A 25105-nucleotide genomic window follows, 5' to 3' on the forward strand; every position below is an offset into this window, starting at 1 on the left:
GACGACATAATGAGGAGAAGGCGATGTCGATATTCATTGCATTTTTGGGCGGAATGTTAACCCTGCTGAGCCCCTGTACGCTGCCGGTGATCCCGCTGCTGTTCGCCAGCGTCCGGGGCCGCCGGGGGCAGCTGGCAATTATGCTGGCTGGAATGGCGCTGATGTTCGGCGCGGTTTCGTGGCTGGTGACGGTCGCCAGCGGCTGGGTGGTGAATCTGACCCTCGCAGGCCGCGGCCTGGCGCTGGCGTTCTTCGCCCTGGTCGGGCTGAGCCTGCTTTCGCAGCGCGTCGCGCAGCGGCTGACCTCACCCCTGGTGGCGCTGGGAAATCAGCTTAACAACGCCAGCTCACGCCAGCGCGGCTGGATCGGTTCGCTGCTGGCCGGGCTGGCGGTGGGCCTGCTGTGGGCCCCGTGCGCCGGGCCGGTATTGGGGGCGATACTCAGCCTGGGCTTTGTGCATCCGGGCCAGGTGACCACTGGCGGGTTGCTGCTGGCCTACGGCAGCGGCGGGGCGCTGATGTTATTCCTGCTGGGGGGGTGTGGTGCAGCATTGATCGCCCGTCTGCGTCGTGGGCTGGCGTTCGGCGAACGGCTGCGCCGGCTGGCGGGGGTGGCGATGCTGGCCTCGGTGGCACTGATCGCCAGCGGCGGCGATCGCTATCTGCAAAGTGCGGGAGGCTGGAGTCAGGCGCTGGAGCAGCGGCTGGCCGCCCGTCTGCCGCAGCCGGAGCAAAAGACCATCCTCCAGCCGATCGCCGCGCCGCAGCCCAGCAGCGCGATGCCCTCCCTGGCGGGAGGCAGCGCGTGGCTCAACAGCCCGGCGTTAACTCCGGAGCGTCTGAAGGGCAAAGTGGTGCTGGTGGATTTCTGGACCCGGGAGTGCATCAACTGTCAGCATACCCTGCCTTACGTACGCGACTGGGCGAACAAATACCGTGCGGCCGGGCTGGTGGTGATTGGCGTCCATACCCCGGAATATCCCTGGGAGCGTTCGCTGCCGCTGCTGCGCCAGGCGGTGAAGGACGGGCGGATAACCTACCCGGTGGTGGCGGATAATGAGTACGCCATCTGGAATGCCTTCGGCAATCAGTACTGGCCGGCGCATTACATTTTCGACGCTCGCGGACAGTTGCGTTATACCGCCTTCGGCGAAGGGGATTATGCCCGCCAGGAGCAGGTGATCCAGCAGCTACTGCAGGAGAACAAAGCCTGACCCGCGGCGTAGGCGTCTGGCGGACGGTTCCCTCCAGCCCTTATACCTGATGCCGGGCGGCGCTGCGCTTGCCCGGCCTACAGGAGCGCGCAGGGAGATGTAGGCCCGGTAAGGCGCAGCCGCCACCGGGCATCGAAGCGGGAGAGGCGCTGGATGCCCATTGTCGGTGACTGCCGAACGGTTCCCTCTCCCTTCAGGGAGAGGGTGAGGGTGAATGGAAGTAGCGTGACAACGTCACATCTCGACCCACCCCTGCAGGGCCTCGGTCATCAGGTCTCCTAGCAGCGCCACGGCGGCGGAATGCTGTCCCTCGCGCGGGGTTTGTTGCAGGTTAACGGCCAGGCTACCTGGCGATGGCAGCAGCCCGGCGACGGTGCGCAGGTTGCCGGGCATGCCGATGCGGGTGCGTATCGTCAGCCCCAGGCCAGCCTGTACCGCCGCCCAGATGCCGTTCAGGCTGTGGCTGACGAATACCACCTGCCAGGGGATCCCCGCGGCATCGAGACAGGCGATAGCGCGGGAGCGCATCAGGCACGGGCTATCGAACATCACCAGCGGCAGCGGCTCGCCGGAGGCCAGCAGTGCACCAATATCCAGGTCAGGATGCGCAATCCACGCCAGCGGGCAGCGGCCCATCCCGGGACCCTGATCTTCGGTTTGCCACAGCAGCGCCAGATCCAGCACCTCTTCCGCCAGCGCCTGGCGCAGCGGACCATTGCGATCCACCCTGGCGACTATCCGCACCTGCGGATGATGCCGTTTAAATTGCCCCAGGATCCCCGGCATCAGCGATTCGCCAAAATCTTCCTGCATACCAAGGTGGATCTCGCCGGTGAGCCGCTCGCCCTGCAGCGCGCGCAGGGTTTCATCATTGAGCGCCAGCAGTCGTCTGGCGTAGCTCATCAGCTTTTCGCCTTCCGCGGTGAGCACCAGATGCCGCCCCTGTTTGGCCACCAGCGCCGCACCGCACTGGCTCTCCAGCTTTTTAAGCTGGGCGCTGACGGCGGAAGTGGAACGCGACAGGCGCAGCGCTGCCTGGGCGAAGCTGCCGCACTCCATGCCGGTCACAAAGCTGCGCAGGGCGTCGAGATCCAGCCCCGGTAAGCGTTTCTCCATCATCATCCTCATTTTCAGGATGTTCATCCTGAACGTTGTTATTCTCGGGATAGTACTGTGGCATCGCGAAAGGCAGGCGTCAACGGGCCCAGCGACCAGCCAGGGAGCAGAGAACGTCAGTGGCGCGGAAAGAAATAAAAAAGCCGATAAGGAGATTATCGGCTTATTGCAGGTAAGGCTGACAGCGGGGCGGCAGGCGCCGCCCGCTAGGGCTGGTTATTGCGCCAGCAGCTCCTGAGCGGTGCGTTCCACCAGGTTAAGCAGAACCTTCACGTCATCCAGCGTCACCACCGGGTTCAGCAGGGTCAGCTTCAGGCAGGTGACACCGTTATGCTCGGTCACGCCAACGTTAGCGCGGCCGGAAGCCAGCAGGGCATCGCCGACGCGCTGGTTGAGCAGCGCGATAGCCGCCGCGTCGCTCTGCGCCATCTGCGCCGGACGGGAACGGAACAGCACGCTCGCCAGCTGCGGCTGCATCACCAGCTCCAGCGTCGGCTGCGACTTCACGTACTCCGCCACGTTTTTCGCCATCGTGACGCCGTGATCGATGATCGCCGCATACTGTTTCTGGCCCAGCGCTTCCAGACCCATCCACAGCTTCAGCGCATCGAAGCGACGGGTGGTCTGCAGCGACTTAGACACCAGGTTCGGTACGCCGTGTTCTTCATCGAACTCGGAGTTCAGATAGGCCGCCTGATAACGCATCAGCTCGTAATGGCGCGCGTCCTTCAGCAGGAAGGCGCCGCAGCTGATGGTCTGGAAGAACTGCTTGTGGAAGTCCAGGGTAACGGAATCCACCAGCTCCAGACCGTCAAGGTAGTCACGATACTGCTCAGACAGCAGCAGCGCGCCGCCCCAGGCTGCGTCAACGTGCAGCCAGATCTGATGTTCCGCGGCGATACCGGCGATGTCGCGCAGCGGGTCGATAGCCCCCGCGTCGGTGGTGCCGGCGGTGGCGACGATCGCCATGATCTGCTCGCCGTTAGCCTGCGCTTGCGCAATCTTCGCTTTCAGATCGGACACGTCCATCCGCGCGAATTCGTCGGTTTTCACCAGCGTGACCGAGCGGTAGCCGAGGCCCATCAGCGCCATGTTCTTCTGCACCGAGAAGTGGGCGTTTTCCGAGCACAATACTTTGTACTTGCGGATATCCCCCGGCAGCCCATCCTGCTGGATGGAGTGCCCCTGACGGGCGAAGAAGGCGTCGCGCGCCAGCATCAGGCCCATCAGGTTGCTCTGGGTGCCGCCGCTGGTGAAGACGCCGGCGTCGCCAGCCGGATAACCGACCCGGGCGCGCAGCCATTCAATCAGCTTCATCTCAATGATGGTTGCCGACGGGCTCTGGTCCCAGGAGTCCATGCTCTGGTTGGTGGCGTTGATCAACACTTCCGCCGCCTGGCTAATTACCAGGCTCGGGCAGTGCAGGTGCGCCACGCACTGCGGGTGATGCACCGACAGGCTGTCTTTCAGGAAGTACTCGATCGCACGATCAATCGCCGCCTGGTTACCCAAACCCTGTTCGTTAAATTCAAGGGAGATACGCTCACGCAGCTCGTCAACGCTTTTCCCCTGATACATCTCAGGTTGCTTCAGCCACTGCACAACGGCCTGGCTGGTCTGCTCGATAACCTGCTGATAGGCTTCAACGCTCTGCGCTGAACCAGCAAGAATCGGATTCAATGTGGACATGGTGGTCACTGACTCCACTCAGACCGGCTTTACGCCGGCGGCCAGCAGGGCCTGTTCGAATTTGTCGAGGAACACATCCAGTTCCGCGTTGCTGATCAGCAGGGACGGCAGCAGACGCAGCACGCAGCCGTGACGACCACCGCGCTCCAGAATCAGGCCCGCTTCGAAGCATTTCTTCTGCAGCAGGGCAGAGAGTTCGCCGTCAGCCGGGTAGCAGCCCATGTGATCCTGCGCTTCGTTCGGCTTGACGATTTCGATACCGATCATCAGACCAAGACCGCGTACGTGGCCAATGACCGGGTAGCGCTTCTGCAGCTCGGCCAGTTTGCCTTTCAGCCACTCGCCCTGGGCAGCGACTTTGTCGGCAATCTTGTTGTCGCGCAGGTGACGCAGGGTGGTCAGACCGGTAGCCATCGCCAGCTGGTTGCCGCGGAAGGTGCCGGTGTGGTGACCCGGTTCCCAGGCGTCGAACTGTTTTTTAATGCCCAGCACCGCCAGCGGCAGACCGCCACCGACCGCTTTCGACATCACGATGATGTCCGGCTGGATACCGGCGTGCTCGAAGGCGAAGAATTTACCGGTACGGGCAAAGCCAGCCTGCACTTCATCGACGATCAGCAGAATGCCATGCTCTTCGGTCACTTTGCGGATGCGCTGCAGCCACTCAACCGGCGCCGGGTTCACGCCGCCTTCACCCTGCACGGCTTCGAGGATCACCGCCGCCGGTTTACGGACGCCGCTCTCCACGTCGTTGATCAGGTTTTCGAAGTAGTAGGTCAGGGCTTTCACGCCGGCTTCGCCGCCGATGCCCAGCGGGCAACGATACAGGTGCGGGTAAGGCATGAACTGGACTTCCGGCATCATGCCGTTAACCGCCGCTTTCGGCGACAGGTTGCCAGTGACGGACAGCGCGCCATGGGTCATCCCGTGATAGCCGCCGGAGAAGCTGATCACCGCCGTACGGCCAGTGTATTTTTTCGCCAGTTTCAGCGCGGCTTCCACGGCGTCAGCGCCGGAAGGACCGGTGAACTGCAGGCAATACTCTTTCCCTTCGCCCGGCAGGCAAGAGAGCAGGTATTCGGAGAAACGATCTTTTAACGGGGTAGTCAGATCGAGGGTATGTAACGGCAAGCCGCTGGTAATGACACTTTGGATGCTCTGCAATACATCAGGGTGGTTGTGGCCCAGAGCGAGAGTACCGGCGCCCGCGAGGCAGTCCAGGTACTGTTTGTTATCCGCATCCGTCAGCCACACGCCTTCAGCTTTAGTGATAGCCAGCGGTAACTTACGCGGGTAACTCCTGACATTCGATTCGAATTCGGCCTGACGGGCCAAAAAGGTTTCGTTGTTTGCGTCTAATAAATCGGCACGTAAAGTATCAATACGGACTTTATCCGTCATCATATCACTCCCACAACCAGCATTGCGGTTGAACGCTGGTTGAATAATTGGTCTAAGGAATTGAATTGGCATTCATAAAGCGCGCACAATATATGGCTTTTTAAATCCGCATTCAACGTTTTATTGATTGCGTTATTTTGACGTTATTCTTACCGGGGCAATAATTAACGTAACCTGCTGAATTATAATAGAACAACTGCGTGTCACGATAACCCTTTAAAGTGTAATTATTAGTGAGAAAGTCTCTATATTTTTATTGCCGCTGCGTTAAAACGCTGACGGAATGCCTTCCGTCAGCGATAGCAAGTCTCAATGCAGTTCCACCGCATAATTTGTTAAAGGTGTGACTTTTTTCACCAACTTATTGTTATATAAAAACTGTTCATAAGCTTCGTAGCGCGGTTTATCCAGCGCCGCCGGATCGGTGGCGAACAGCGGCACGGTTTGCAGCCACGCCTGGTGGTTGAGTTCGGTTTTCAGCTCCGGGTGGGCGGCGGCAAACGCCTCCCAGCTCTCCTGCGGATGGGCGCGCAGATAGCTCACTCCGGCCTGCAGGGCGGTGAGGAATTTACGGATCTTGGCCTCATGAATCGCGTCGCGATGGGCGACAATCACCAGCTCGTCATAGGCCGGCACGCCGTAATCTTCGACGTTCATCACTACCGGCGTTTTGCCCTGCAGCTTCAGCTCCTGTGCTTCTATATTACGGTAGCCGCCGATGACCGCGTCCACCTGGCCCGCCAGCAGGGCGCTGGTCAGTTGGAAATTGACGTTAACCAGTTTGATACTGGCCGGATCGATACCCGCGTGTTGCGCCATGGTCGACAGGGTGGCCTGCTCAATGCCGCTGACCGAATAGCCCACCTTCTTACCTTGCAGATCTGCCGGAGTTTTGATCTGCTTATTGAGAGCGATCACCGTGTTCAGCGGCGAGTTAATCAGGGTCCCGACGCGCACCAGCGGTAACCCTTCGTCAGCGAAGAAGTGCACCTGCGGCTGGTAGGTGATGGCCAGATCCGCCTGACGGGCGGCCACCATGCGGGGAGGCAGCGCGGGATCGGAGGGAGGGACAATCTTGACGTCCAGCCCCTGAGCCTTAAAGGCGCCGATCTGCTCGGCCACCATAATCGGCGCATGGTCGGGGTTAATGTACCAGTCCAGCACCAGCGTCAGCGGTTCATTGGCCAGCGCGTGGCCGCTGACCAGTGCCGTCAGGGTTGCCCCGGCGAAAAGCGACTTTTTCATCTGTTTTCCTTTATTACTTCATCTTTATTCCGGTGACCAGTCGATCAGCCGGTGTAGCAGGGTATCTACCGCCAGCCACAGCAGGAGGGTCAGTAGCACTAAAATAAACAGCGCGGCGAAGCAGATATCGGTTTGCAGCCGCGCATTGGCATTGAGCATGACGTAGCCCAGCCCCTCAGCGGAGCCGACCCATTCGCCGATAATCGCGCCGATGGGCGCCACCGCCGCCGCCATCCGCAGGCCCGAGCCCAGCGCAGGCAGGGCAGCCATCAGGCGGACATGCCGCAGCTGAGCGCCGAAGGAGGCGTTCATGCTGCGCGCCAGATCGAGATACTCCTGGTTGACCCGTCGCAAGCCATCAAAGAAGGCGGAAGTCACTGGAAAGAAAATCACCAGCACGGCCATCGCCACTTTGGCGCTCATGCCAAAGCCCAGCCACAGCACCAGCAGCGGGGCGAGGGCAAAGACCGGGATCGCCTGACTGGTGAGGACCAGCGGCATCAGCCAGCGCTGCAGACGCGGAGAGAGGATCATACCCAGCGCCAGGGTGACACCGAGCGTCACGCCCAGCGCCAGGCCGCTCAGGATCTCACTGAGCGTGATAAGCGTGTTCCAGCCGAGATAGGCGCGATTAACCCACAGCGCCTCGGCGACCGCCATCGGGGAGGGTAAAAGAAAGTGAGGAATGCCGCTGCGGCTGGCCAGACCCCAGAGGATCATTAGGCCGCAGAACACCATACCTCCCCGCCAGAGACGTCCGGTCATGGATGGGCCCTCATCAGTTGCTGCAGCAGGGCGGCCTGGCTAATCAAGAGATCGGGCGCGTCCGGCGCGCGCGGAGGTGTGCCGGCAAGGTGATGGCTGTCATCGATGTCGCCGTCTGCCGCCGAGAGGACCAGCAGGCGGTGGCTCAGCCGGCAGGCCTCCTGCGGATCGTGGGTGATCAGCACCACCGTGCGACCAGCCAGCAGGGTGGCGGCCAGAGTTTGAATGCGCGTGCGGGTGAGGGTATCCAGCGCCGAGAAAGGCTCATCCATCAGCACGATGGGGCGGTCCTCATACAGGGTGCGGGCCAGCGCGGCGCGCTGACGCATGCCGCCGGAGAGGGTTGCCGGCCGGGCGTCGGCCCAGGACGAGAGCTCCACCTGCTCAAGCAGGGCGGCGACCCGGGCACGATCGACTTTTTCACCGCGCAGCCGCGCGCCGAGGGCGACGTTGTCCCGGACGCTCAGCCAGGGGTAGAGCAGATCTTTCTGCCCCATCCACGCCAGACGGCCCTGAATCGGTTGCCCATCGCTGGCGACCACTTCTCCCCGGGTGGCGGGCGCCAGACCGGCCATCACCCGCAGCAGGCTGGTTTTGCCGGCGCCGCTGGCGCCGAGGAGCGACACCCACTGCCCGCCGGGGACCGTAAACGACAGGTTGTCGAACAACCGACGGTCGCCGAAATGCAGGCTCAGGCCACGGACCTCAATACCCGGCGCCGTCACGCCCGGGTCTCCGCCGTCGCGTTGAGGCCCATCTGCCAGAACTGCGCCTCAAGGCGGGTGGCAGTGGTTAAAATCTCGCTCAGCTCAGTGATCCGGGCCTCGCTCCCGCGCTGCTGCCACACCGTTTCCAGCAGCGCCAGCGCGGCGTTGACGCCGTGCAGATAGCCTTCATCGCCATAGTTGCGGATCCACGAGGCGTAGTGGTTATCGTCCAGTCGGGTGGCGGGATGCTGCAGCAGGCCGAGACCGATTTCCGCATAACCGGCCACGCAGGGCATCAGCGCGACCAGCAGATCCAGCGCGTCACCCGAGTGGCCAATATCCAGCACGTAGCGGGTATAGTTAATGGTTTCCGGCGCTTCAGGCTGGGTAGCCATCTCCTGCTCGCTAATGCCCCACTGAGCGCAGTAACCGACGTGCAGCGGCAGTTCGTTGAGGATGGCGTTCATTGAGGCGGCCGCGGCCCGCATCTCCGGCAGCGTGCGCAGTTTACTCACCAGCAGCGCATAGCTGCGGGCAAAGTGGATCAGAAACAGATAATCCTGGGTCAGGTAGCGACGAAATGCGCTTTCCGCCAGGGTGCCCTCGGCAAGCTGCTGGACGAAAGGATGCGCCACATAGTGCTGCCAGTCAGCGGCGGCCAGCTGGCGTAAACGGCCATAAAGACCATGGCTAAACGCGGGAATTATCACAGGACCTCCAGATATTCAGGGGAGATCCGGGCGTGCAGGGGTGTGAACAGGCAATGGCGGTAATGCAGGCAAAATTGCCGACCCGTCCCTTCGCTGGCATGACCCAGATCAGGTTCAAAGGGTTCGGCTTGCGCCATCTCAGCCCTCACGGGACACCCCTCGGTAGCGCTATGTTATACGATATTCACCTTTTGAATACAATCACCGCGCTGCCCTGTATCGCGATGGCATTTTTCTGTGATAGCCAGCACTTTTTCGTTTAAAAATACCCGAAAAACAGGCGACTGCGCGTTGGTGAGCATTATTCTCATACGTTATATTTTCATTACCCCGTTGTGATAATCCTGTTCGCCACGCGTGTTGTGCGCGCCCCAAAGCCCCGGAGTGAGCATGAAATTTCCGCTGTCCACGCTGGCGCTTCTGTTCCTGTTGTGCCCGCCTGGTGATGCCGCCGATCTGTTCGATGCGGAAGATGGCATGCTCGATATGAGTCAGTATCTCGCGGAAAACCGTTATGGTTTTCTGCCGGTGCCGCTGGCGATCACCGAGCCGGCGATCGGCTATGGCGGAGGGCTGTTTGGCCTGTTTTTACACGGTAAAGGCAGCCGGGAAAGTGGGCAGTTTATTCCTCCGCCGCTTACCGCCTTTGGCGGGGCCGCCACGCAGAACGGGACCTGGTTTATTGGCGGCGGTCATCGCCACACCTGGCAACATGACCACATTCGTTACCTGGTGGGGGCGGGTTACGCTAACGTTAATCTGGATATCTATTCCGGCGATACGGGCGGCTTCAGTCACGGTAAATCGGTGCAGACGGAGACCAAAGGCATCGCTGCGCTGCAAAAACTGCTGTTTCGCGTGGGCGACACGCCGGTATTCCTCGGAGCTTCGCAGGTATATGCCCGAGCGGATGTCTCTAGCGACAACCCGGTGGTCAATCGGGTCTGGCAGCAGGTGCTCGGGCAAAACAGCACCTCTTCGGCGCTGGGGGTGGTGGCGGAATATGACACCACCGATAATATTTTCTATCCTCAGAGTGGGCTAGCGCTGAAGGGTGAATATCGTTTTTTCCGTTCGCTGCTTGGGGGCGATTATCACTACAACACTTTCTCGCTGGACGGGAAGGTTTTTATTCCGCTCAGCCACACGCTGACGCTGGCGGTCGCGGGCAATTATCAGTCATTAACCCACCATGATAACCCTCTGATGCCGATGGCACGTCCCTATATCGAGCTGCGCGGCATTTCGCGCTACCGCTATCAGGGTGACTACGTGGTCACGGCGCAAACCCAGCTGGCCTGGGCCTTCACCCCGCGCTGGATCCTGCAGGGATTCGTTGGCGCGGGGAGCGCCGCTGACACGGCGGGCACGTTAGGGGAACAGTCAGAGGTGGCATGGGGGGCCGGTTTTCGTTACCTGATTGCACGGCAGTACGGTTTGCGTACCGGGATTGACGTGGCGTTCAGTGAGCATGAGCAGGCGGTCTATTGCAATGTCGGTTCGGGTTTATAACTACACATGAGAATAACAATGAGAGCATCCGGAACGGTGTTAACGCTGCTGTTGGCGGCCTGTGGCGCGTCGGCCGCGGAGCAGAGCGAGAGCGACAGCTATTTTCCGATATGGGGCGATGAGGCGCGCGCCCGGGGGTATTCGATCCCGTTACCCTACGGCGTCAACCTGAGCTATATGAATATCCGTCAGGATATCATGGTCGACAGTATTACCTTTTCCGGGCTTAAGCTGGGCAACCATCCCATTCCCAGCGATATGTTCGCCATCGATGCCGGGCACACCCGCGAGAAGAGCAAAACCGAAAACCTGCGCCTCGATATGTGGGTCTTTCCGTTTCTCAACGTTTACGGGCTGGTGGGGCATACCCGCGGGTCGTCTGTCTCCCAGGTCTCCGTGGATTCGGATCCTTCGCAGTTTCGCGGTCTGGATCGGGTGATCGCCGGCGCGGTTCACCAGCTTTATCAGAGCGGAAAACTGCAGAATATTGATTTTACGCTTGATTTCAAAGGAACCACCTGGGGAACCGGCTTTACGCTCGCCGGGGGATACGGCAACTGGTTCGGGTTAGTAGACACTAACTACACCCGTACCGATTTCGATATTCTCGACGGCAGCATCTCGGCGGTCACCGTCTCGCCGCGCGTCGGCTACCGCTTCAGTTTTCAGGGGATCGACGGGCCGTCCCACCTCAGCCTGTGGGTCGGGAGCATGTATCAGGACGTGCAGCAGGAGTTTAAAGGCGATCTGGCCGACCTGCATATGCCGCCAGAGCTTCAGCCCCTGATTGCCGCAGTCAATAAAGACGGCGAGGGGAAATTCGACGTCAAGCAGAAGCTAACCTCACCCTGGAATATGCTGATTGGCGCCCAGTATGAAGTCACCAAAAACTTTAACGTGCTGACTGAATTTGGTTTTAACGAGCGCAATAGCTTCTTTGTCTCCGGTGAATACCGTTTTTAACTAAAACTGCTGGCGTCATCTGCCGGTAAGATGCGCGCTCTTTTGTTGTTGTGGAGAGGCTGTTGATGCGTAAAGCCTTATGGCTGCTGTTTGCACTGTCGCTGCCGGCGCTGGCGCAGGATCCGGTGCTGCCCGCTGTGACGGCGATCCATCCGGTGCCCACCCTGGGTGAGCTGCCGCCGCCGGAGTCGCTGCGACCGTGCTGCGCTTTTGGTTACGACCTGCACGTGCGCGCGGTGGGCATCCCGATCCCGGTATACCAGATTGGCAATGTGCTGACCCTGGATACGCTGGGCAAGCACCATTACAACGATAGCGCGTTCGGGGCGGTGAAAAACCTGCTGGGGCTCAGCGAGGAGCAGAACGGGCTCATCTATACCCGTCGCGGCGGGTTTATTGATATCGCCCATGTGCGCGATACGGCGGACTACACCTTCTATCTGTTCAATCGTATTGCGCCGACGCTGGGCCAGGCGGGGCGGATCTTCTACAGTGAAGAGCTGGGCGTACGCCGCGTTCAGCTGAATGCCTTTACGCCGCCGGCGGGCGTCAGGCAGCGCTATCAGCTGGCCGCCTGGCTGGCGGGTCATCTGGCCTTCGAAATTGCCCAATGGCATGAGATTGCCCAGTGGTATGGCTTCCAGTCGGTCCCCGGGTTTTCTGAGGAGATCTCCGCTTTTTCGCCGGAGGATCTCTACTCCAATTTACTCGGCGCCAGGCTGGCGATTAACGTGATCCTCAGCGGCCACGGTGGTTCGCTGGAAGACTATAACCAGGCCATGGATACGGCGCTGAAACAGGTGCTGACCCGACTGATGGTGGCGACGAGAGGGGAGACGGAAGCGATGTTTCAGCGGATCGACGGCGACTGGTGGAACAGTCACCGGCGGGTGCCGGATAAGTTTCTGGTGCTGAAGCGTAACTATGATCTGCAGGAGAATCGGCTGCCGACGCCGGTCCCTTTCGAAACCCTGCCGCCGTATCGCCTGACTATGCCGGAGCAGGTTGGGGGGGTCCGCTTACGCGACCTCGGCGAACTGCAGATCTACCCAGGGCATGATATGCAGGCGCTGCCGGTTCCCGCGCATTACTATGGCGCCGGCGCGTTCCAGGCGCTGGCGGATAGCGCACGTGAGGCGGATAAGACCCAGCTGGCACGAATTGAAAAATAGCCATAAAGGCTCAGGGCGAGCGCCCTGAGCCAGTGAGTTAGCGGAAGTCGACCCAGCAGGCGCCGTTGTCGGCAGACCGTACGCAGTTTTCCACCCAGCGCACGCCGAACGCGCCGGCGCGAGCGTCCGGATACCAGAAGTCGGCCAGCAGCGCTTCGTCGCGACGGTCGGCGGCATCCATGGCGATGGCGAAACGGCGATAGAGATTCGACCATGCCTCAAACAGCCCCTCCGGATGGCCGCCGCCGATGCGGTCATCCTGACGCGCCAGCGGATCGAGGTAGTCCATGCCGCGCTCGAGGATGCGCACCGGCTCGCCCTGGATTTCATAGCGCAGCTGATTGGGCTGTTCATCCCACCATTCAAGGCTGGCTTTTTCACCGACGATACGCACCTTTTGCCCGTGCATGGAGCCGCAGTTAACGGCGGAGCTCCACAGCGAGCCGACGGCGCCGTTGTCATACTCCATCAGCACATGGGCGTTATCTTCCAGCGGCGCGCGGCTTTTGACGAAGCTTTGTCTGGCGCACATCAGCCGGGTGATGTTCAGCTGTGGGGCCATGGTTTCAACCAGAAACAGTGGATGAGTGGCCAGGTCGCCCAGAACATAGCTGGGGCCGACAAAGCGAGGATCGACCCGCCAGCGGGTACTGGCGTTTTCCAGCTCCACGGGCTGGGCGTGAAAACCGTGGGCAAACTGCATATTGACGATACGGATGTCGCCCAGCAGCCCGTCGGCGATCATCTGTCGGGCCTGCAGGATCAGCTGGTGGCCGGCATAGCCGTAGGTCACCCCGATGATCTTGTGCTGCCGCTGGCTGAGCGCCACCAGTTCGTCTGCTTCCTCGCTGCTGAAGCACAGCGGCTTTTCGCACACCACGTGCAGCCCAGCCTCCAGCGCTGCCCGGCAGATGGCATAATGGGTGTTATTTGGCGTGGCAATCGACACCGCCTGAATGCCGTCCGGACGCTCCGCCTCGCCGCGGAACAGGCTCTGGTAGTCGGCGTAACAGCGCTCGGGATCCACCCCCAGCTGTTGGCCGAACTGGCGTCCGCGCTCGGCATCAATATCAAAGGCGCCGGCCAGCAGCGTAAAGGTATTATCACGCAGCGCCGCTGAGCGGTGAATATAGCCGATCTGGCTGCTGCCGCCGCCGCCGACCATGCCCCAGCGCAGGGTGCGGTCGAGAGGTTTTAAACCGTTAATCATGTTGCGTCTCCTGTCAGAATCCCACGTCGCGCAGATAGCGCAGACTTTCCGTGACCGCCTGCAGGCTGCCTGCGGCATGGCGCGGATCACGCTCTTGTTCAATGGTTATCCAGCCCTGATACCCCCGACGGGCAAGAAAGTCTTTGATGGCCGGATAGTCAATGGCGCCGCTGCCGAGCGGGCACATTACCCCTTCGGCGCAGGCGGTGAAAAAGTCGATGCCCTCGGCGATGGCGCGCTGGTAAACCTGCGGATCCACATCCTTGAAGTGCAGGTAGTCGAGTCGTGCGTAATAGCGATCCAGCCAGTCGAGCGGATCCATACCGGCGTAGTAGAGATGCCCGGTATCCAGACACAATCCCGCGACGTCGTGTGGAATATCGTTCGCCAGCCGCTCGATTTCATCCGCAAATTCGATGCAGCCCCCGGCGTGGGGATGGATAACCGCCCGCACACCGTACTCCTGCCAGGCGAGGGTGCTGAGGGCGGTAATGTGCGCCATCATGCGCTGCCAGTCTTTGTCATCAAGACGTGGAGCGAGCGCGCCGCGCCCGGCAAAGCGCGCCCGTTCAGGGTTGCCGAAATCAATAATTACCAGGTAAGGCGGCTGAACAGGATGCCCTGGCGTGGGTTCGGCGGCCGGAACCTGCGACAGATTGCGGCAGATCTGATGGGTCAGCGCCACCAGGGTGGGGAAATGGGCCTCGCTGACCAGATCGTCAAAGATCGTACCGGCCACCAGCGACAACTGATGCTGCTCCAGCGCCGCGCGCAGGCTGGCCGGGTCGGTGGGCAGGTAGCCCCAGGGCCCCAGCTCAATGCTGCGATAGCCGGCCTGCGCTGCCTCCTTCAGCACGGTAGCCCAGGCGGGAAGGTCAGGGTTTTTCGGGTCATCCACGCCCCAGCTGCAGGGGGCATTGGCGATTGAGAGTGTCATGTTGGCTTCCTTTTTACACAGGGGATGCCGCTGAGTATTGAATAAATATTTCATTCTCAACAATGATGGAATGATGATTTTTTGATGGCCATCATGCTTTGTATTGATGGAGTCTTTGATAGTTTTTTATCAAATTGAGGGCGGGCGCGGTCTGCCCGTTAACTGGCCCCGGCGGCGGCGGGGCCGGGAGTTTACATATTTTCTTTGGTGATGATATCGAAAGGCTGAGGGAGAGAAATCACCTCGCTGTGCGAGCGAGAAACCGCGTCCGTTATGGTGCGTAGCGTGGCAGCGGCAAACGCCTCCAGCCGGTGGTTAAGCATGATGTCGATGGTGCCATCGATCAGCGCCAGTTCACTGTCGTTTAGCGGACCGTGGCAGACCAGAGTGATCGCCTGCTGACGGCCGCTGTCGCGCAGCGCCTCGACAATGCCTTCGACGCCGCCGCAGGGGGCATAGATCGCCTGCAGGGCCGGGTACTGACTCAGCATCTGCTCCGTCACGCTCCTGGCGATATCCGCCCGTTCATGGCTGCGAACCGGCTCCAGGATCTGCTGCCCCATGCCTTGTTCACGCAGGCAGGAGCGGAAGCTGATCTCACAGCTTTCCTGACAGGTAAAACGATTGTCGCCAATGATAATGCCAATTTCGCCATTACCCCGACATAAGCGCTCAATAAACCAGGCGGCGGTGCGCCCGGCTTTTTGATTATCGAGGCCGATATATCCGCTGCGCTGAGGGACCGACAGATCCGAAAGCAGGGTGAACACGCGAACGCCACGGGCGGCAGCCCGGGCCACCGCGTGGCGAATCAGCGGGTGGTCCAGCGCCACCAGGCCTAACACGTCCACCTCATCACTTAGCCGGTGAATGGCCTGAGCCATCGCTTCCACCGCATCGATGGCAAAATGCAGTATCACCGGCACCTGGCCCGCCGGTAGCCATGGGGCTGCCTCTCGCGTCAGCGCCTGGGCCAGCGGCAGGTAGAAGGAGTGGGTCTCCTGCAGCAGAATAAACCCCATTCTGACCGTGACCGGCGCTTTACCCGCCGCCAGACGATAGTGGGGTTGCTCGAGGGTAAACCCCAGTCGTCGTGCCGCCTCCAGTACGCTCAATGCCGTGGACTCCTTCACCGCCGCACGCTTGTTGAGCACCCGGTCGACGGTGGCAATACCGACGTTGGCTTCACGTGCGATATCGGCAAGCGTGATTTTAGTAGCGGATCTTTTCACTGTGATGGCCGTTTGTGATGAGAGTTATGATAGAAACTATCACGATTAGTCTGGGCATAAAAGCCGTAATGCGGGCATCCTGGACAAAGCCAATACGCAGCCAACGGGCGAGAAGACCGATAGACACACTCTGTGATCAAAAGCGACTACCAGTTCTGGTATTGCTGCTATGCTGTTGAAATAGAATTAATAAAAAAGACATTATCGCATCCAGACGGTTAAACCACGCGCAAAGTCGCCTCGGGTGGGCGTCGCTGCGTGCAGAACCGACTATACTTGCCGCGCACGCGCGTCATTAAGGCTATTCGGTTGTTTTGTTATCACTTTATACCAGCGTCAGGGACGCATATCGTTATGTGTCGCTTCTGCGCCGGGAATTGGTCGGTTTGGGGCCTGTATGTTATTAAAAGAACTGGCTGTTTTTGATGTATTAAGTACCCCGATATGGGTAGTCCATCCTTTTACTGAAAGTGTGGTCTATGCCAATCCGGCTTCCCGGACATTGAGCGGCGATATGTCGCTGAAGGAGATGCGTAACGGTATCTATTCGACCTGTCCTGAAACGCAGTTACAACATTATCTTCGCTATCTCGATACGATGACCGAGATATTTGAAGTCTGGACGTTACAGACGGGCAAGGGCCTGCAGTCGGTATATTGTAAAACCACCCTGGTCGACACCGACGACAGCGGTACCTTATTGCTGTTTGAAGCCGTGAAGCTGCTGGCGCAAAATCAATCCATTCACACCGGCTCCCGCCGCTACCAGCGACGCAACAATGGTTTTTTTGCCCGCTTTTTTATGACCAATACCGCGCCGATGCTATTGATCGATCCCAGTAAGGATGGTCGAATTGTCGATGCCAATATTGCGGCGCTGCGTTTTTATCATTATTCCGATGAGGAAATGCGCAATAAACATACCTGGCAAATTAATACCCTTGGTCGGGACGTGATCCCCATCATGAATAATATTGCCAATATGCCAGGCGGGCATAAACCGCTTAATTTTACGCATATTTTAGCCGACGGTACGCTGCGCCATGTCCAAACCTACGCCGGGCCCGTAGTGCTTTATAATATTCGACTGATGTTGTGCATTATTCACGATATCACCGAGGAAGTGCATCTGAAAAAAGAGCTGGAATTCTCTGCCGCCCACGATCCGCTCACCGGATTGCTTAATCGCCGTGAATTTTATCGCCTCGTCGAGGCGCCGTCATTTATCGCGCAAGGCTTTTGTCTGCTGTTAATCGATATCGATCATTTCAAGAGCATTAATGATATTCACGGTCATCAAAAAGGGGATGAAGTCCTGCTGGTGATCTCCCGCATTCTGGAAACGTCGGTGGATCGCGAAGATAAAATTTATCGCTGGGGGGGAGAAGAGTTTCTGCTCTTTTTACCTCATTCGCCGATAGCGCGCGCCCTGATACTGGCGGAAGGGATCCGCCAGGCGGTCAGCGAGTATCAGACGCTGTCGGTGACGGTGAGCATCGGAGTGGCCGAACACCATGACGGGGAAGCGATTGATCAGCTTTTTTCCCGCGTCGATAAAGCGCTGTATGTGGCCAAAAATGGTGGGCGCAACCGGGTCTCGCGCCTGCCGTTTGAAAATGTGGAACTGCTGCATAGCCGCGGAGGCGCGGCCTGACCAGCCCGATGCTTTTTCTCCCCGCCGGACGCGCAGGCTGACTCACCGACTATACTGAGTGAACGCCAGCCTGCTGATTTAGGTGGCAATATTGTTAGCCTGTCGCTGAGGTGGCAAACGACATATGGTGCGTCTTTTCGTTCTCCTGTCGGTACTTTCGCTTTCCGCGCCAGCGACGCTGGCGGCGAACGGCCACGCCATCAAACAGCGTGCCGATGCCGTATTGACTCTGATGAGCTATACCGTCGTCCCTGACGTGACCGCCAGCGATCTCAACATTGGTTCCGGCAGCAACGACAAACATAATCTGGCCATCACCCAGTTTGGCGGCGGGGCAACCCTCAGCGAGTCGTTTCCTCTGTACCTTGAAGGTACGATGGGTTACAGCCGTTACGACCCGCGCTTTGTGGTCAGCAATGGCGAACAGACGCGGAATGTGCCGACCAAATGGAACAGTCTGACCACCACCGGCGGCGTCGGTTGGGATTTTTCGCTGCACCGGGACAGCCTCGGAGGCAACCTGGTACTGCGGCCGATCGTCAATGTGATGCTCGGTACCCTGGCCAGCGATGCGCGTATTGGTAGCTGGGCAATTGAGCGAAAAACCAACGCCGATCTGCAATTTCTCGACGGCGGTCGGTTCAACGCCTGGGGGCTGGGCGGGGCACTGATGCTGGATTACGAACGCTTCTCTGCCACCCAGGATATTGATGCCGAACTGCGTTACTCCTATATGCATCTGCAAAGTTTCGGCAGTAGCGCCGAGGTGGTGCAGGGCGAGGCCAGCGCGGAGAATCTCGGCCTGTATCTGCGCCGCCGCGCGCCGATAGCCGACTGGACGCTGCTGGGCAACCCGCTGCGTTATGTGCTGGAGGGGGCGCATACTGAATTTCTCGGCGAGCAGCGAGGGGCGCTGGGCTTTACCGGTTTGACCTCCCTGGGGGTTGGCCTCGAGCTGGACAGCAGTAAATACCCGGTCTTTATCACCCGCACCCGACTGGTGGCGCGCTATATGTTCGGCAATAACACCACGGGCTATGGCGTAGGCCTGGCAATGAGTTTTTGATGACCTCAAATCTGGTGCCGGACAGTTCCCTGGCTCTCAGGGAGAGGGCCTGAGTCGCAACGATTATCGGACGATTCCCTCTCCCTTTGGGAGAGGGCCAGGGTGAGGGTCAATCCTGACACCACACCCGCTCGCCATTCACCCACGTCTCGCTGATATTGCGTTCATCTCCCAGGGTCATCAGCACGAACAGCTGCTCATAAATGTCATGGCAGCGGCCTATGCGCAGACGCTGCAGCGGGGTGACCGCCGGGTCAATCACCACAAAATCTGCCTCTTTGCCCGGCTGAAAATTGCCAATTTTATCCTCCAGCCGCAGGGCGCGCGCCCCGCCGAGGGTGGCGTGATAGAAGGCCTCGCTGGCGCGCAGGCGATAGCTCTGCAGTTGTCCTACCTTATAGGCCTCGCCCAGCGTCCGCAGCATGCTGAAGGTGGTGCCAGCCCCGACGTCGCTGCCGATGCCCATCCGCACCTGGTGCTGCCAGCAGGCGGGCAGGCGGAACAGTCCGCTGCCGAGAAACAGATTCGAGGTCGGACAGAAGGCAACGGCGGACCCGGTGTCATGCAGGCACTGCCACTCGGCATCATCGAGATGGATCCCGTGAGCAAACACGCTGCGTTCGCCGGTGAGCTGATAGTGATGATAGACATCCAGATAGCGCGCATGCTCAGGCCACAGCTGTTTAACCCAGGCGATCTCCTCGCGGTTTTCACTGAGATGTGTCTGCAGCCAGGTGTCGGGAAACTCAGTCCGCAGGCGCTGCACGGCCTCCAGCAACGCCGGTGTCGAGGTAGGGGCAAAGCGCGGGGTGATGGCATAGCCCAGCCTCCCGCGCTGATGCCAGCGGAGGATTAACTCCCGGGTCTGCTCGTAGCTCTCCCCGGCGGTTTCGCACAGATAATCCGGCACATGGCGATCCATCATCACTTTTCCGGCGATCAGCCGCATATTCAGACGCAGCGCCTCGCTGAACAGCGCCTCGGCTGAGGCCGGGTGCAGGGTACAAAAAACCAGCGCGGTGGTGGTGCCGTGGCTAATCAACTGGTTAACAAAAAACTGCGCAATCTCCTGCGCGTAATCCGCATCGGCAAACTGACTCTCCACCGGGAAGGTGTAGGTGGTGAGCCACTCCAGCAGCTGTTCACCAAAGGCGCCGATCATCTCCGTCTGCGGATAGTGAATGTGGGTATCGACAAACCCGGGCAGCAGCAGCTTGCCTCGCTGATCGACATAACCCTTCAGTGGATGCAGAAAGGCTTCGCCCTCCAGCCATGGCAGCAGCGCGATAATTTTCCCGTCCCGCAAGAACAACAGGCCATCATCGAGATAACGGGCCTGAGCAGCCACCTCATCCGGGGTCTCTGCCACGCCGGCGATATCAAAAAATGCACCGCGTACCGCGGTCTGGTAATCCATCATCGAACCTGCCTTCTCTTAACGCCTGGGAATAGTGATAAACAGCAAGATTGGTGCCAGTTTGCAGCCTGCCGCGGCCAGACGCCGCGGCAGGTGGGGAGGGTTACTCTTTTTGCGCTACCGCGCCGGAATGAAAGGCTGCGGTCGCCTGTACTTCACGCTCGTCGCGGGCCAGCCAGCGGTAGAGGGTGGCGCCGAGGAAGACCCCGATAAACCAGCTAAAGTTCGCCACTTCATGCAGGGCCGGAATAAAGCTGATGATCAGCCCCAGGCCTACCGAAGGTAGCAGGGCGGCAATCGCTTTCGGGTTAAAGCCGTTGCGGTACCAGTATTTGCCCTTCGGCGTATCGTCAAACAGATCGTCCACCGACACCCGGCCGCGTTTGATCAGGTAGAAGTCGGCGATCAGGATGCCAAACAGCGGGCCAATAAAGGCGCCCAGTACGTCGAGGGTATAGTGGATCAGCTCCGGAGAGTTAAACAGATTCCACGGCGTCAGAAGTATCGATCCCACCGCGGCAATCATCCCGCCGGTACGGAAGCTGATTTTCTGTGGCGCGCAGTTGGAAAAATCGAAGGCCGGAGAGACGAAGTTAGCCACGATATTAATGCCGATGGTGGCGGTAATCATGGTCAGCAGGCCAATGGCCACCGCCAGATCGTTACCCACGCGGCTGACGGTTTCGATCGGGTCAGTGATCATTTTGCCGAACAGCGACTGGGTGCCGGAGACAATCACCACGGTGACCACCGAGAACAGCAGGAAGTTAAACGGCAGACCCCAGCGGTTACCGCGGCGGATCTCGCCCATGCTTTTGCCGTAGCGGGAAAAGTCACCGAAGTTAAGCAGCGGCCCGGAGAAGTAGGAGACCACCAGCGCCGTGGCGGTGATCATCTGCCAGGTCTGCTCGCCGGCGCTCAGGGATTTGCTGGCGAGGGTAAAGGAGATCCCATCCAGACCGGTCTTGTATACAATCCAGCCGGCCAGCGCCAGCATCACCACATAAACTGCCGGACCGGCGATATCGATAAAGCGTTTGATGGCGTTCATGCCATGCCAGAACACCATCGCCTGCAGCAGCCACATGGTGGCGAAGCACAGCCAGCCGAGCGTTGACAGCCCGAGAAAGCTGCTGCTGGTCAGCGAGGCAAGGGAGGGCCAGAACTTGAGCAGAACCAGCATCAGGGCATTCGCCGCCAGATAGGTCTGAATACCGTACCAGGCGAACGCGATCAGCCCGCGGATCACCGCCGGGATATTGGCGCCGAAGACGCCAAACGCCTGACGGCAGATAACGGCGTATGGCACCCCGGCCATCTGGCTCGGCTTCGCCACCAGGTTAGCGCACAGCTGCACAATACAGATGCCGACCAGCAGGCAGAGCAGAACCTGCCAGCTGGCCAGTCCAAGCGTAAAGAAGCTCGCCGCTACGACGTAGCCGCCCATGCTGTGCACGTCCGACATCCAGAATGAAAAAATATTGTACCAGCTCCAGTTCTGGTCGCGGGTGGGCGCCAGATCCTCATTACATAGCCGCGGACTGTAGCTGGCGGCCGCCTCGAGAGTCTTCTTCTGCTGCGTGTGGGATGAATGTGGCATGAAACCTGCTCCTCTGAATGAAAACCCTGTGAAATGGATTGCTGAGGCTATTGCAGGATCCAGGCCAGAATGATGAATCTTGTATACAAAAAATAAATTTTATGTATACGATCTGCTATCGATAAGTGAAACCGGAGTGGGTTAATGAATAATGAACATCGTCTCCAGGCCGCGCCAGCGCTGCAGGATAAGGACGAAAGCATTTACCAGGCGCTGATGACGGCCATCGTCGAACATCAGTTGCCGCCGGGCAGCAAACTACCGGAAGAGGCGCTGGCGGAGGTGTTCGCCGTGAGTCGCACCGGCATCAGAAAGGTGCTGCAACGACTCGCCGCTGTGCAACTGGTCACGTTAACGCCCAAACGTGGTGCACACGTCACCAGCCCGAGCGTGGAAGAGTCCCAGGCGATCTTTCGTACCCGGGCGCTGCTTGAGGTCGCTAATCTGCCGGATGTGATCGCGCGCTGCCAGCCGCCGCATCTGGCGGCGCTGGAGAACATTATTCAGCGTGAACAGCAGGCCCATGAGGCGCACGACGGCCCGGCGGCGATCCGCCACTCCGCTGACTTTCATATTCAGCTGCAGGCTATCTCCGGCAACCCGGTGCTCACCGAGATGGTGACCCGCCTCAGCCAGCGCTCCTCTTTAGTGATTGCCGCCTGGGGCGCTCCCTGGCGACAGGGCTGCCGTTGCGACGATCACCAGCAGCTGGTGGGTTTGCTACGGGATAAAGCCCTGCAGCCGCTCAGCGAGGCGCTGATGCACCATTTTGATCATATTGTCGCCAGTCTGTGCTTCGAGCGCGATGGCGTCAGCCTGCCCGATTTTTCCCGGCTGTTCGCCGGCCACAAGGAGCCGTGATGTCTGCCATATGTATACAAGTGATCAACCCTAATACCAGCCTGGCGATGACTGAAACGATAGGCGCCGCCGCGCGTGCGGTCGCTGCGCCGGGTACCGAGATCCTTGCGGTCTGTCCCCGCGCCGGGGTGCCGTCAATTGAGGGCCACTTTGACGAAGCTATCGCCGCGGTCGGCGTGCTGGAGCAGATCAAGGCCGGACGCGAGCAGGGGGTGGATGGGCATGTGATCGCCTGCTTCGGCGACCCGGGGCTGCTGGCGGCGCGGGAGCTGGCCCAGGGGCCGGTGATCGGCATTGCGGAAGCCGCGATGCATATGGCGACGATGGTCGCCACTCGTTTCTCCATTGTGACCACGCTGCCGCGCACGCTGATCATCGCCCGTCATTTGCTGCACCAGTACGGATTTCATCAACATTGCGCGGCGCTGCACGCCATTGATTTGCCGGTGCTGGCGCTGGAAGACGGCAGCGGCCTGGCGCAGGAGAAAGTGCGTGAGCGCTGCATTCGCGCGCTGAAAGAGGATGGTAGCGGGGCGATTGTCCTTGGCTGCGGCGGGATGGCGACCCTGGCGCAGGAGCTGACCCACGAGCTGCGGGTGCCGGTGATCGATGGCGTCAGCGCGGCGGTGAAGATGGTGGAGTCACTGGTCGCGCTGGGCCTGGCGACCAGCAAGCACGGGGACTTAGCGTTCCCGGAGAAAAAAGCGTTAAGCGGACAGTTTCAGTCGTTAAATCCATTTTAAAAGGGGCAGGAGATGGGAGAGAACCAGGAGCACTATCCTCGCGATCTGCGAGGCTATGCAGGGCAGCCGCCGCACGCGCGCTGGCCGGGCGGGGCGCGGATCGCGGTGCAGTTCGTCCTCAACTACGAGGAAGGCGCTGAGAATCACGTCCTGCATGGCGATGCGGGGTCGGAACAGTTCCTGTCCGATATTATTGGCGCCGCCAGCTACCCGGCACGCCATATGTCGATGGATTCACTCTATGAGTACGGCAGCCGGGCCGGGTTCTGGCGCATCCATCGTGAGTTCAGCCAGCGCGGGCTGCCGCTGACGGTCTTCGGCGTGGCGATGGCGCTGGCGCGGCACCCGGAGATTGTGGCGGCGATCAAGGCCGCGGATTACGATGTGGTCAGCCACGGCTGGCGCTGGATCCACTATCAGCACATGGATATTGCCGAGGAGCGCGCGCATCTGCAAAAAGCGGTGCAGGTGTTGACCGACCTGTTCGGCAAACCGCCCACCGGCTGGTATACCGGCCGCGACAGCCCTAACACCCGCCAGCTGGTGGTGGAGCACGGCGGCTTTGACTACGACAGCGATTATTACGGCGATGATTTACCTTTCTGGAGCGAAGTGGCCTGCAGCGACGGCAGCCAGCGGCCGCACCTGATCGTGCCTTATACCCTCGACGCCAACGACATGCGCTTTGCCACCGCCCAGGGGTTCAATACCGCGGAGCAGTTTTATACCTACCTGAAAGACAGCTTTGACGTGCTGTACGCCGAGGGTGAAACCGCGCCGAAGATGATGTCCGTGGGGATGCACTGCCGACTGCTTGGGCGTCCGGGCCGTTTCCGCGCGTTACAGCGTTTCCTTGACTATATCCAGCAGCACGACAAGGTGTGGGTCTGCACCCGGCAGCAGATCGCCGACCACTGGCGCGAAACCCATCCGTATCGCGGGTAGCTTGCTGCCACTCATCTGGCCCTCTCCACAGGGAGAGGGTACCGCCCGGTCGCGTCTGTTGAACCGGTTCACCAGGATGTATTTTGATTATTGAATGAGCATGGCGAGGAGTACCAGGCACAGCAGCAGCACATAGATGCGTGCATACCATACATCAGGTACCGCAGGGATTGCCCGGCGGCTAAACACTATCCCGGCCCAGCCGGTCAGGACGAGCAGGCCTAAAATTTTCAGGCTGATAAACCCCAGAAATCCGCTCAGCGGAATGCTGTGCCAGCCAATGACGGCATAGGTCACAGCCCCGCATAGCGCCACGGGCAAAGAAAGCGGGTTGGATGCGCTAACGCACTCCTGCATCTCATACCCGTGTCGCCGTAGCAGGGGCACCGTCATGACGCTGCCACCCACGCCCAGCAATGCGGCAATCATACCGATAACCATACCGCCGCCAGTGACTACTGGCAGGGACAGCCGACGCCGAGCGCTGCCCCTGAAAAAACCTTTGCGCAACAAACAATCGCTGATGGTTGCCAGCATATAGAGAATAAACAGCGCGCGAACGATCTTCTCGCTCAATATCCCCGCCAGACAGGAGCCGACCACCGCCCCAATGGCAATAAACCATAACAACGGAAACAGCGTCTGCGCGGCAAGCTTACCCGCCCGCCAGTTTCGATAGCTGACCCAGCCGGCGTTAAATATCATCACCGCCGTTGAGGTAGCCACCGCGACATGCATGGCGTTTCCCGCGAGTTCCGGCTGCCGAAGCATCAGTTGATAGACAAAGGGCACCACCACAAAGCCCCCTCCGAAGCCGAACAGCACGGTGGTAATGCCGGTCGTAAAGCCTGCCAGCGCAATAATAACGATATCATTCAAGAGAATATCCCCGCCCTGAAAATGAGCGAGCAGCTTATACCGGTCGCGTACGGCTTCCCATTTGCGT

At 59.8% G+C, this 25105-nt stretch carries 21 protein-coding genes, 1 pseudogene and 1 riboswitch; of the genes and pseudogenes, 9 read left to right on the forward strand and 13 right to left on the reverse strand.

The window, feature by feature from the left end:
• The first annotated feature begins 23 nt into the window (after positions 1 to 23).
• Complete coding sequence (locus tag HMPREF3142_RS03180; protein ID WP_064176109.1) at positions 24 to 1214, forward strand: cytochrome c biogenesis protein/redoxin; 1191 nt, start codon at positions 24 to 26, stop codon at positions 1212 to 1214.
• 234 nt (positions 1215 to 1448) lie between these two features.
• Here the strand turns inward: HMPREF3142_RS03180 and HMPREF3142_RS03185 are convergent, their stop codons facing one another.
• From HMPREF3142_RS03185 to tenA, 7 genes are all read right to left on the reverse strand, one after another.
• Positions 1449 to 2342 (reverse strand): LysR substrate-binding domain-containing protein, encoded by an 894-nt coding sequence (locus HMPREF3142_RS03185; protein WP_032700947.1) that lies wholly within the window; start codon positions 2340 to 2342, stop codon positions 1449 to 1451.
• 204 nt (positions 2343 to 2546) lie between these two features.
• On the reverse strand, positions 2547 to 4028 hold the full coding sequence (locus HMPREF3142_RS03190; protein ID WP_162493254.1) for a pyridoxal phosphate-dependent decarboxylase family protein: 1482 nt from the start codon (positions 4026 to 4028) through the stop codon (positions 2547 to 2549).
• 9 nt (positions 4029 to 4037) lie between these two features.
• Positions 4038 to 5423, reverse strand: coding sequence for a diaminobutyrate--2-oxoglutarate transaminase (locus tag HMPREF3142_RS03195; RefSeq protein WP_008804788.1), 1386 nt, complete (start codon positions 5421 to 5423; stop codon positions 4038 to 4040).
• A gap of 306 nt (positions 5424 to 5729) precedes the next feature.
• Positions 5730 to 6665, reverse strand: a complete 936-nt coding sequence (locus HMPREF3142_RS03200) for an ABC transporter substrate-binding protein (RefSeq protein ID WP_008804789.1) — start codon at positions 6663 to 6665, stop codon at positions 5730 to 5732.
• A gap of 24 nt (positions 6666 to 6689) precedes the next feature.
• Positions 6690 to 7430: an ABC transporter permease gene (locus HMPREF3142_RS03205; RefSeq protein ID WP_016161102.1), complete on the reverse strand. Its 741-nt coding sequence runs from the start codon at positions 7428 to 7430 to the stop codon at positions 6690 to 6692.
• Positions 7427 to 8155, reverse strand: coding sequence for an ABC transporter ATP-binding protein (locus tag HMPREF3142_RS03210; protein WP_012968149.1), 729 nt, complete (start codon positions 8153 to 8155; stop codon positions 7427 to 7429). Before HMPREF3142_RS03210 ends, HMPREF3142_RS03205 begins: the two co-directional genes overlap by 4 nt.
• Positions 8152 to 8847, reverse strand: a complete 696-nt coding sequence (tenA, locus tag HMPREF3142_RS03215; protein WP_070611562.1) for a thiaminase II — start codon at positions 8845 to 8847, stop codon at positions 8152 to 8154. Before tenA ends, HMPREF3142_RS03210 begins: the two co-directional genes overlap by 4 nt.
• A 68-nt stretch (positions 8848 to 8915) precedes the next feature.
• A riboswitch (TPP riboswitch) is annotated at positions 8916 to 9017 on the reverse strand.
• A gap of 220 nt (positions 9018 to 9237) precedes the next feature.
• Between tenA and HMPREF3142_RS03220 the strand changes: the two genes are divergently transcribed.
• The 3 genes from HMPREF3142_RS03220 to HMPREF3142_RS03230 all read left to right on the forward strand — a co-directional run bounded on the left by HMPREF3142_RS03220 (position 9238) and on the right by HMPREF3142_RS03230 (position 12494).
• Positions 9238 to 10359: a BamA/TamA family outer membrane protein gene (locus HMPREF3142_RS03220; protein WP_070611564.1), complete on the forward strand. Its 1122-nt coding sequence runs from the start codon at positions 9238 to 9240 to the stop codon at positions 10357 to 10359.
• Between the two features lie 18 nt (positions 10360 to 10377).
• On the forward strand, positions 10378 to 11322 hold the full coding sequence (locus HMPREF3142_RS03225) for a porin family protein (protein WP_012968151.1): 945 nt from the start codon (positions 10378 to 10380) through the stop codon (positions 11320 to 11322).
• Positions 11323 to 11387: 65 nt separating this feature from the next.
• Positions 11388 to 12494 carry a DUF4056 domain-containing protein gene (locus tag HMPREF3142_RS03230; RefSeq protein ID WP_070611566.1) on the forward strand — a complete coding sequence of 369 codons (1107 nt, stop codon included), beginning with the start codon at positions 11388 to 11390 and terminating at the stop codon, positions 12492 to 12494.
• A gap of 37 nt (positions 12495 to 12531) precedes the next feature.
• Here the strand turns inward: HMPREF3142_RS03230 and HMPREF3142_RS03235 are convergent, their stop codons facing one another.
• The 3 genes from HMPREF3142_RS03235 to HMPREF3142_RS03245 form a co-directional block, all read right to left on the reverse strand.
• Positions 12532 to 13704 carry a Gfo/Idh/MocA family protein gene (locus HMPREF3142_RS03235; RefSeq protein WP_022065966.1) on the reverse strand — a complete coding sequence of 391 codons (1173 nt, stop codon included), beginning with the start codon at positions 13702 to 13704 and terminating at the stop codon, positions 12532 to 12534.
• A gap of 13 nt (positions 13705 to 13717) precedes the next feature.
• The gene (locus HMPREF3142_RS03240; RefSeq protein WP_008804796.1) at positions 13718 to 14641 is read right to left on the reverse strand and encodes a TIM barrel protein; all 924 of its coding nucleotides are present in this window, start codon (positions 14639 to 14641) and stop codon (positions 13718 to 13720) included.
• Between the two features lie 191 nt (positions 14642 to 14832).
• Positions 14833 to 15873 (reverse strand): LacI family DNA-binding transcriptional regulator, encoded by a 1041-nt coding sequence (locus HMPREF3142_RS03245; RefSeq protein ID WP_070611568.1) that lies wholly within the window; start codon positions 15871 to 15873, stop codon positions 14833 to 14835.
• A 397-nt stretch (positions 15874 to 16270) separates the two neighbouring features.
• Between HMPREF3142_RS03245 and HMPREF3142_RS03250 the strand changes: the two genes are divergently transcribed.
• Positions 16271 to 17527 (forward strand): sensor domain-containing diguanylate cyclase, encoded by a 1257-nt coding sequence (locus tag HMPREF3142_RS03250; protein ID WP_012541652.1) that lies wholly within the window; start codon positions 16271 to 16273, stop codon positions 17525 to 17527.
• Between the two features lie 124 nt (positions 17528 to 17651).
• Positions 17652 to 18593 carry a hypothetical protein gene (locus tag HMPREF3142_RS03255; RefSeq protein ID WP_004189966.1) on the forward strand — a complete coding sequence of 314 codons (942 nt, stop codon included), beginning with the start codon at positions 17652 to 17654 and terminating at the stop codon, positions 18591 to 18593.
• Positions 18594 to 18702: 109 nt separating this feature from the next.
• Here HMPREF3142_RS03255 and guaD read toward each other — a convergent pair whose 3' ends face one another.
• Together guaD and HMPREF3142_RS03265 are read right to left on the reverse strand one after the other, a co-directional pair.
• On the reverse strand, positions 18703 to 20013 hold the full coding sequence (gene guaD, locus HMPREF3142_RS03260) for a guanine deaminase (protein WP_047666596.1): 1311 nt from the start codon (positions 20011 to 20013) through the stop codon (positions 18703 to 18705).
• 100 nt (positions 20014 to 20113) lie between these two features.
• Positions 20114 to 21610, reverse strand: a complete 1497-nt coding sequence (locus HMPREF3142_RS03265; protein WP_070611570.1) for an NCS1 family nucleobase:cation symporter-1 — start codon at positions 21608 to 21610, stop codon at positions 20114 to 20116.
• 144 nt (positions 21611 to 21754) lie between these two features.
• Between HMPREF3142_RS03265 and HMPREF3142_RS03270 the strand changes: the two genes are divergently transcribed.
• The 3 genes and pseudogenes from HMPREF3142_RS03270 to puuE all read left to right on the forward strand — a co-directional run bounded on the left by HMPREF3142_RS03270 (position 21755) and on the right by puuE (position 24159).
• Positions 21755 to 22471 (forward strand): GntR family transcriptional regulator, encoded by a 717-nt coding sequence (locus HMPREF3142_RS03270; RefSeq protein WP_008804802.1) that lies wholly within the window; start codon positions 21755 to 21757, stop codon positions 22469 to 22471.
• Positions 22471 to 23339, forward strand: a pseudogene (locus tag HMPREF3142_RS03275) (aspartate/glutamate racemase family protein); the annotation flags it as partial. The gene HMPREF3142_RS03270 and the pseudogene HMPREF3142_RS03275, both read left to right, overlap by 1 nt.
• Entirely contained in the window at positions 23227 to 24159 is a 933-nt protein-coding gene (gene puuE / locus HMPREF3142_RS03280; RefSeq protein ID WP_032730424.1) for an allantoinase PuuE, read from the forward strand. The pseudogene HMPREF3142_RS03275 and the gene puuE, both read left to right, overlap by 113 nt.
• Before the next feature lie 87 nt (positions 24160 to 24246).
• Here the strand turns inward: puuE and HMPREF3142_RS03285 are convergent, their stop codons facing one another.
• Positions 24247 to 25038 carry a sulfite exporter TauE/SafE family protein gene (locus HMPREF3142_RS03285; RefSeq protein WP_012541656.1) on the reverse strand — a complete coding sequence of 264 codons (792 nt, stop codon included), beginning with the start codon at positions 25036 to 25038 and terminating at the stop codon, positions 24247 to 24249.
• Between the last annotated feature and the right edge of the window lie 67 nt (positions 25039 to 25105).

The organism is Klebsiella sp. HMSC16C06, assembly GCF_001808325.1.
GTDB classification, from domain to species: Bacteria; Pseudomonadota; Gammaproteobacteria; order Enterobacterales; family Enterobacteriaceae; genus Klebsiella; species Klebsiella variicola.

What these genes read in the sequence shown, in the direction of transcription:
- HMPREF3142_RS03255 (WP_004189966.1), top strand. Translation starts at nt 17,652, where the DNA reads ATGGTGCGTCTTTTCGTTCTCCTGTCGGTACTTTCGCTTTCCGCGCCA.
- guaD (WP_047666596.1), bottom strand. Translation starts at nt 20,013, where the DNA reads ATGATGGATTACCAGACCGCGGTACGCGGTGCATTTTTTGATATCGCC.
- HMPREF3142_RS03205 (WP_016161102.1), bottom strand. Translation starts at nt 7,430, where the DNA reads ATGACCGGACGTCTCTGGCGGGGAGGTATGGTGTTCTGCGGCCTAATG.
- HMPREF3142_RS03270 (WP_008804802.1), top strand. Translation starts at nt 21,755, where the DNA reads ATGAATAATGAACATCGTCTCCAGGCCGCGCCAGCGCTGCAGGATAAG.
- HMPREF3142_RS03265 (WP_070611570.1), bottom strand. Translation starts at nt 21,610, where the DNA reads ATGCCACATTCATCCCACACGCAGCAGAAGAAGACTCTCGAGGCGGCC.
- HMPREF3142_RS03235 (WP_022065966.1), bottom strand. Translation starts at nt 13,704, where the DNA reads ATGATTAACGGTTTAAAACCTCTCGACCGCACCCTGCGCTGGGGCATG.
- HMPREF3142_RS03195 (WP_008804788.1), bottom strand. Translation starts at nt 5,423, where the DNA reads ATGATGACGGATAAAGTCCGTATTGATACTTTACGTGCCGATTTATTA.
- HMPREF3142_RS03185 (WP_032700947.1), bottom strand. Translation starts at nt 2,342, where the DNA reads ATGAGGATGATGATGGAGAAACGCTTACCGGGGCTGGATCTCGACGCC.
- HMPREF3142_RS03225 (WP_012968151.1), top strand. Translation starts at nt 10,378, where the DNA reads ATGAGAGCATCCGGAACGGTGTTAACGCTGCTGTTGGCGGCCTGTGGC.
- HMPREF3142_RS03240 (WP_008804796.1), bottom strand. Translation starts at nt 14,641, where the DNA reads ATGACACTCTCAATCGCCAATGCCCCCTGCAGCTGGGGCGTGGATGAC.
- HMPREF3142_RS03200 (WP_008804789.1), bottom strand. Translation starts at nt 6,665, where the DNA reads ATGAAAAAGTCGCTTTTCGCCGGGGCAACCCTGACGGCACTGGTCAGC.
- HMPREF3142_RS03250 (WP_012541652.1), top strand. Translation starts at nt 16,271, where the DNA reads ATGTTATTAAAAGAACTGGCTGTTTTTGATGTATTAAGTACCCCGATA.
- HMPREF3142_RS03220 (WP_070611564.1), top strand. Translation starts at nt 9,238, where the DNA reads ATGAAATTTCCGCTGTCCACGCTGGCGCTTCTGTTCCTGTTGTGCCCG.
- puuE (WP_032730424.1), top strand. Translation starts at nt 23,227, where the DNA reads ATGGGAGAGAACCAGGAGCACTATCCTCGCGATCTGCGAGGCTATGCA.
- HMPREF3142_RS03230 (WP_070611566.1), top strand. Translation starts at nt 11,388, where the DNA reads ATGCGTAAAGCCTTATGGCTGCTGTTTGCACTGTCGCTGCCGGCGCTG.
- HMPREF3142_RS03180 (WP_064176109.1), top strand. Translation starts at nt 24, where the DNA reads ATGTCGATATTCATTGCATTTTTGGGCGGAATGTTAACCCTGCTGAGC.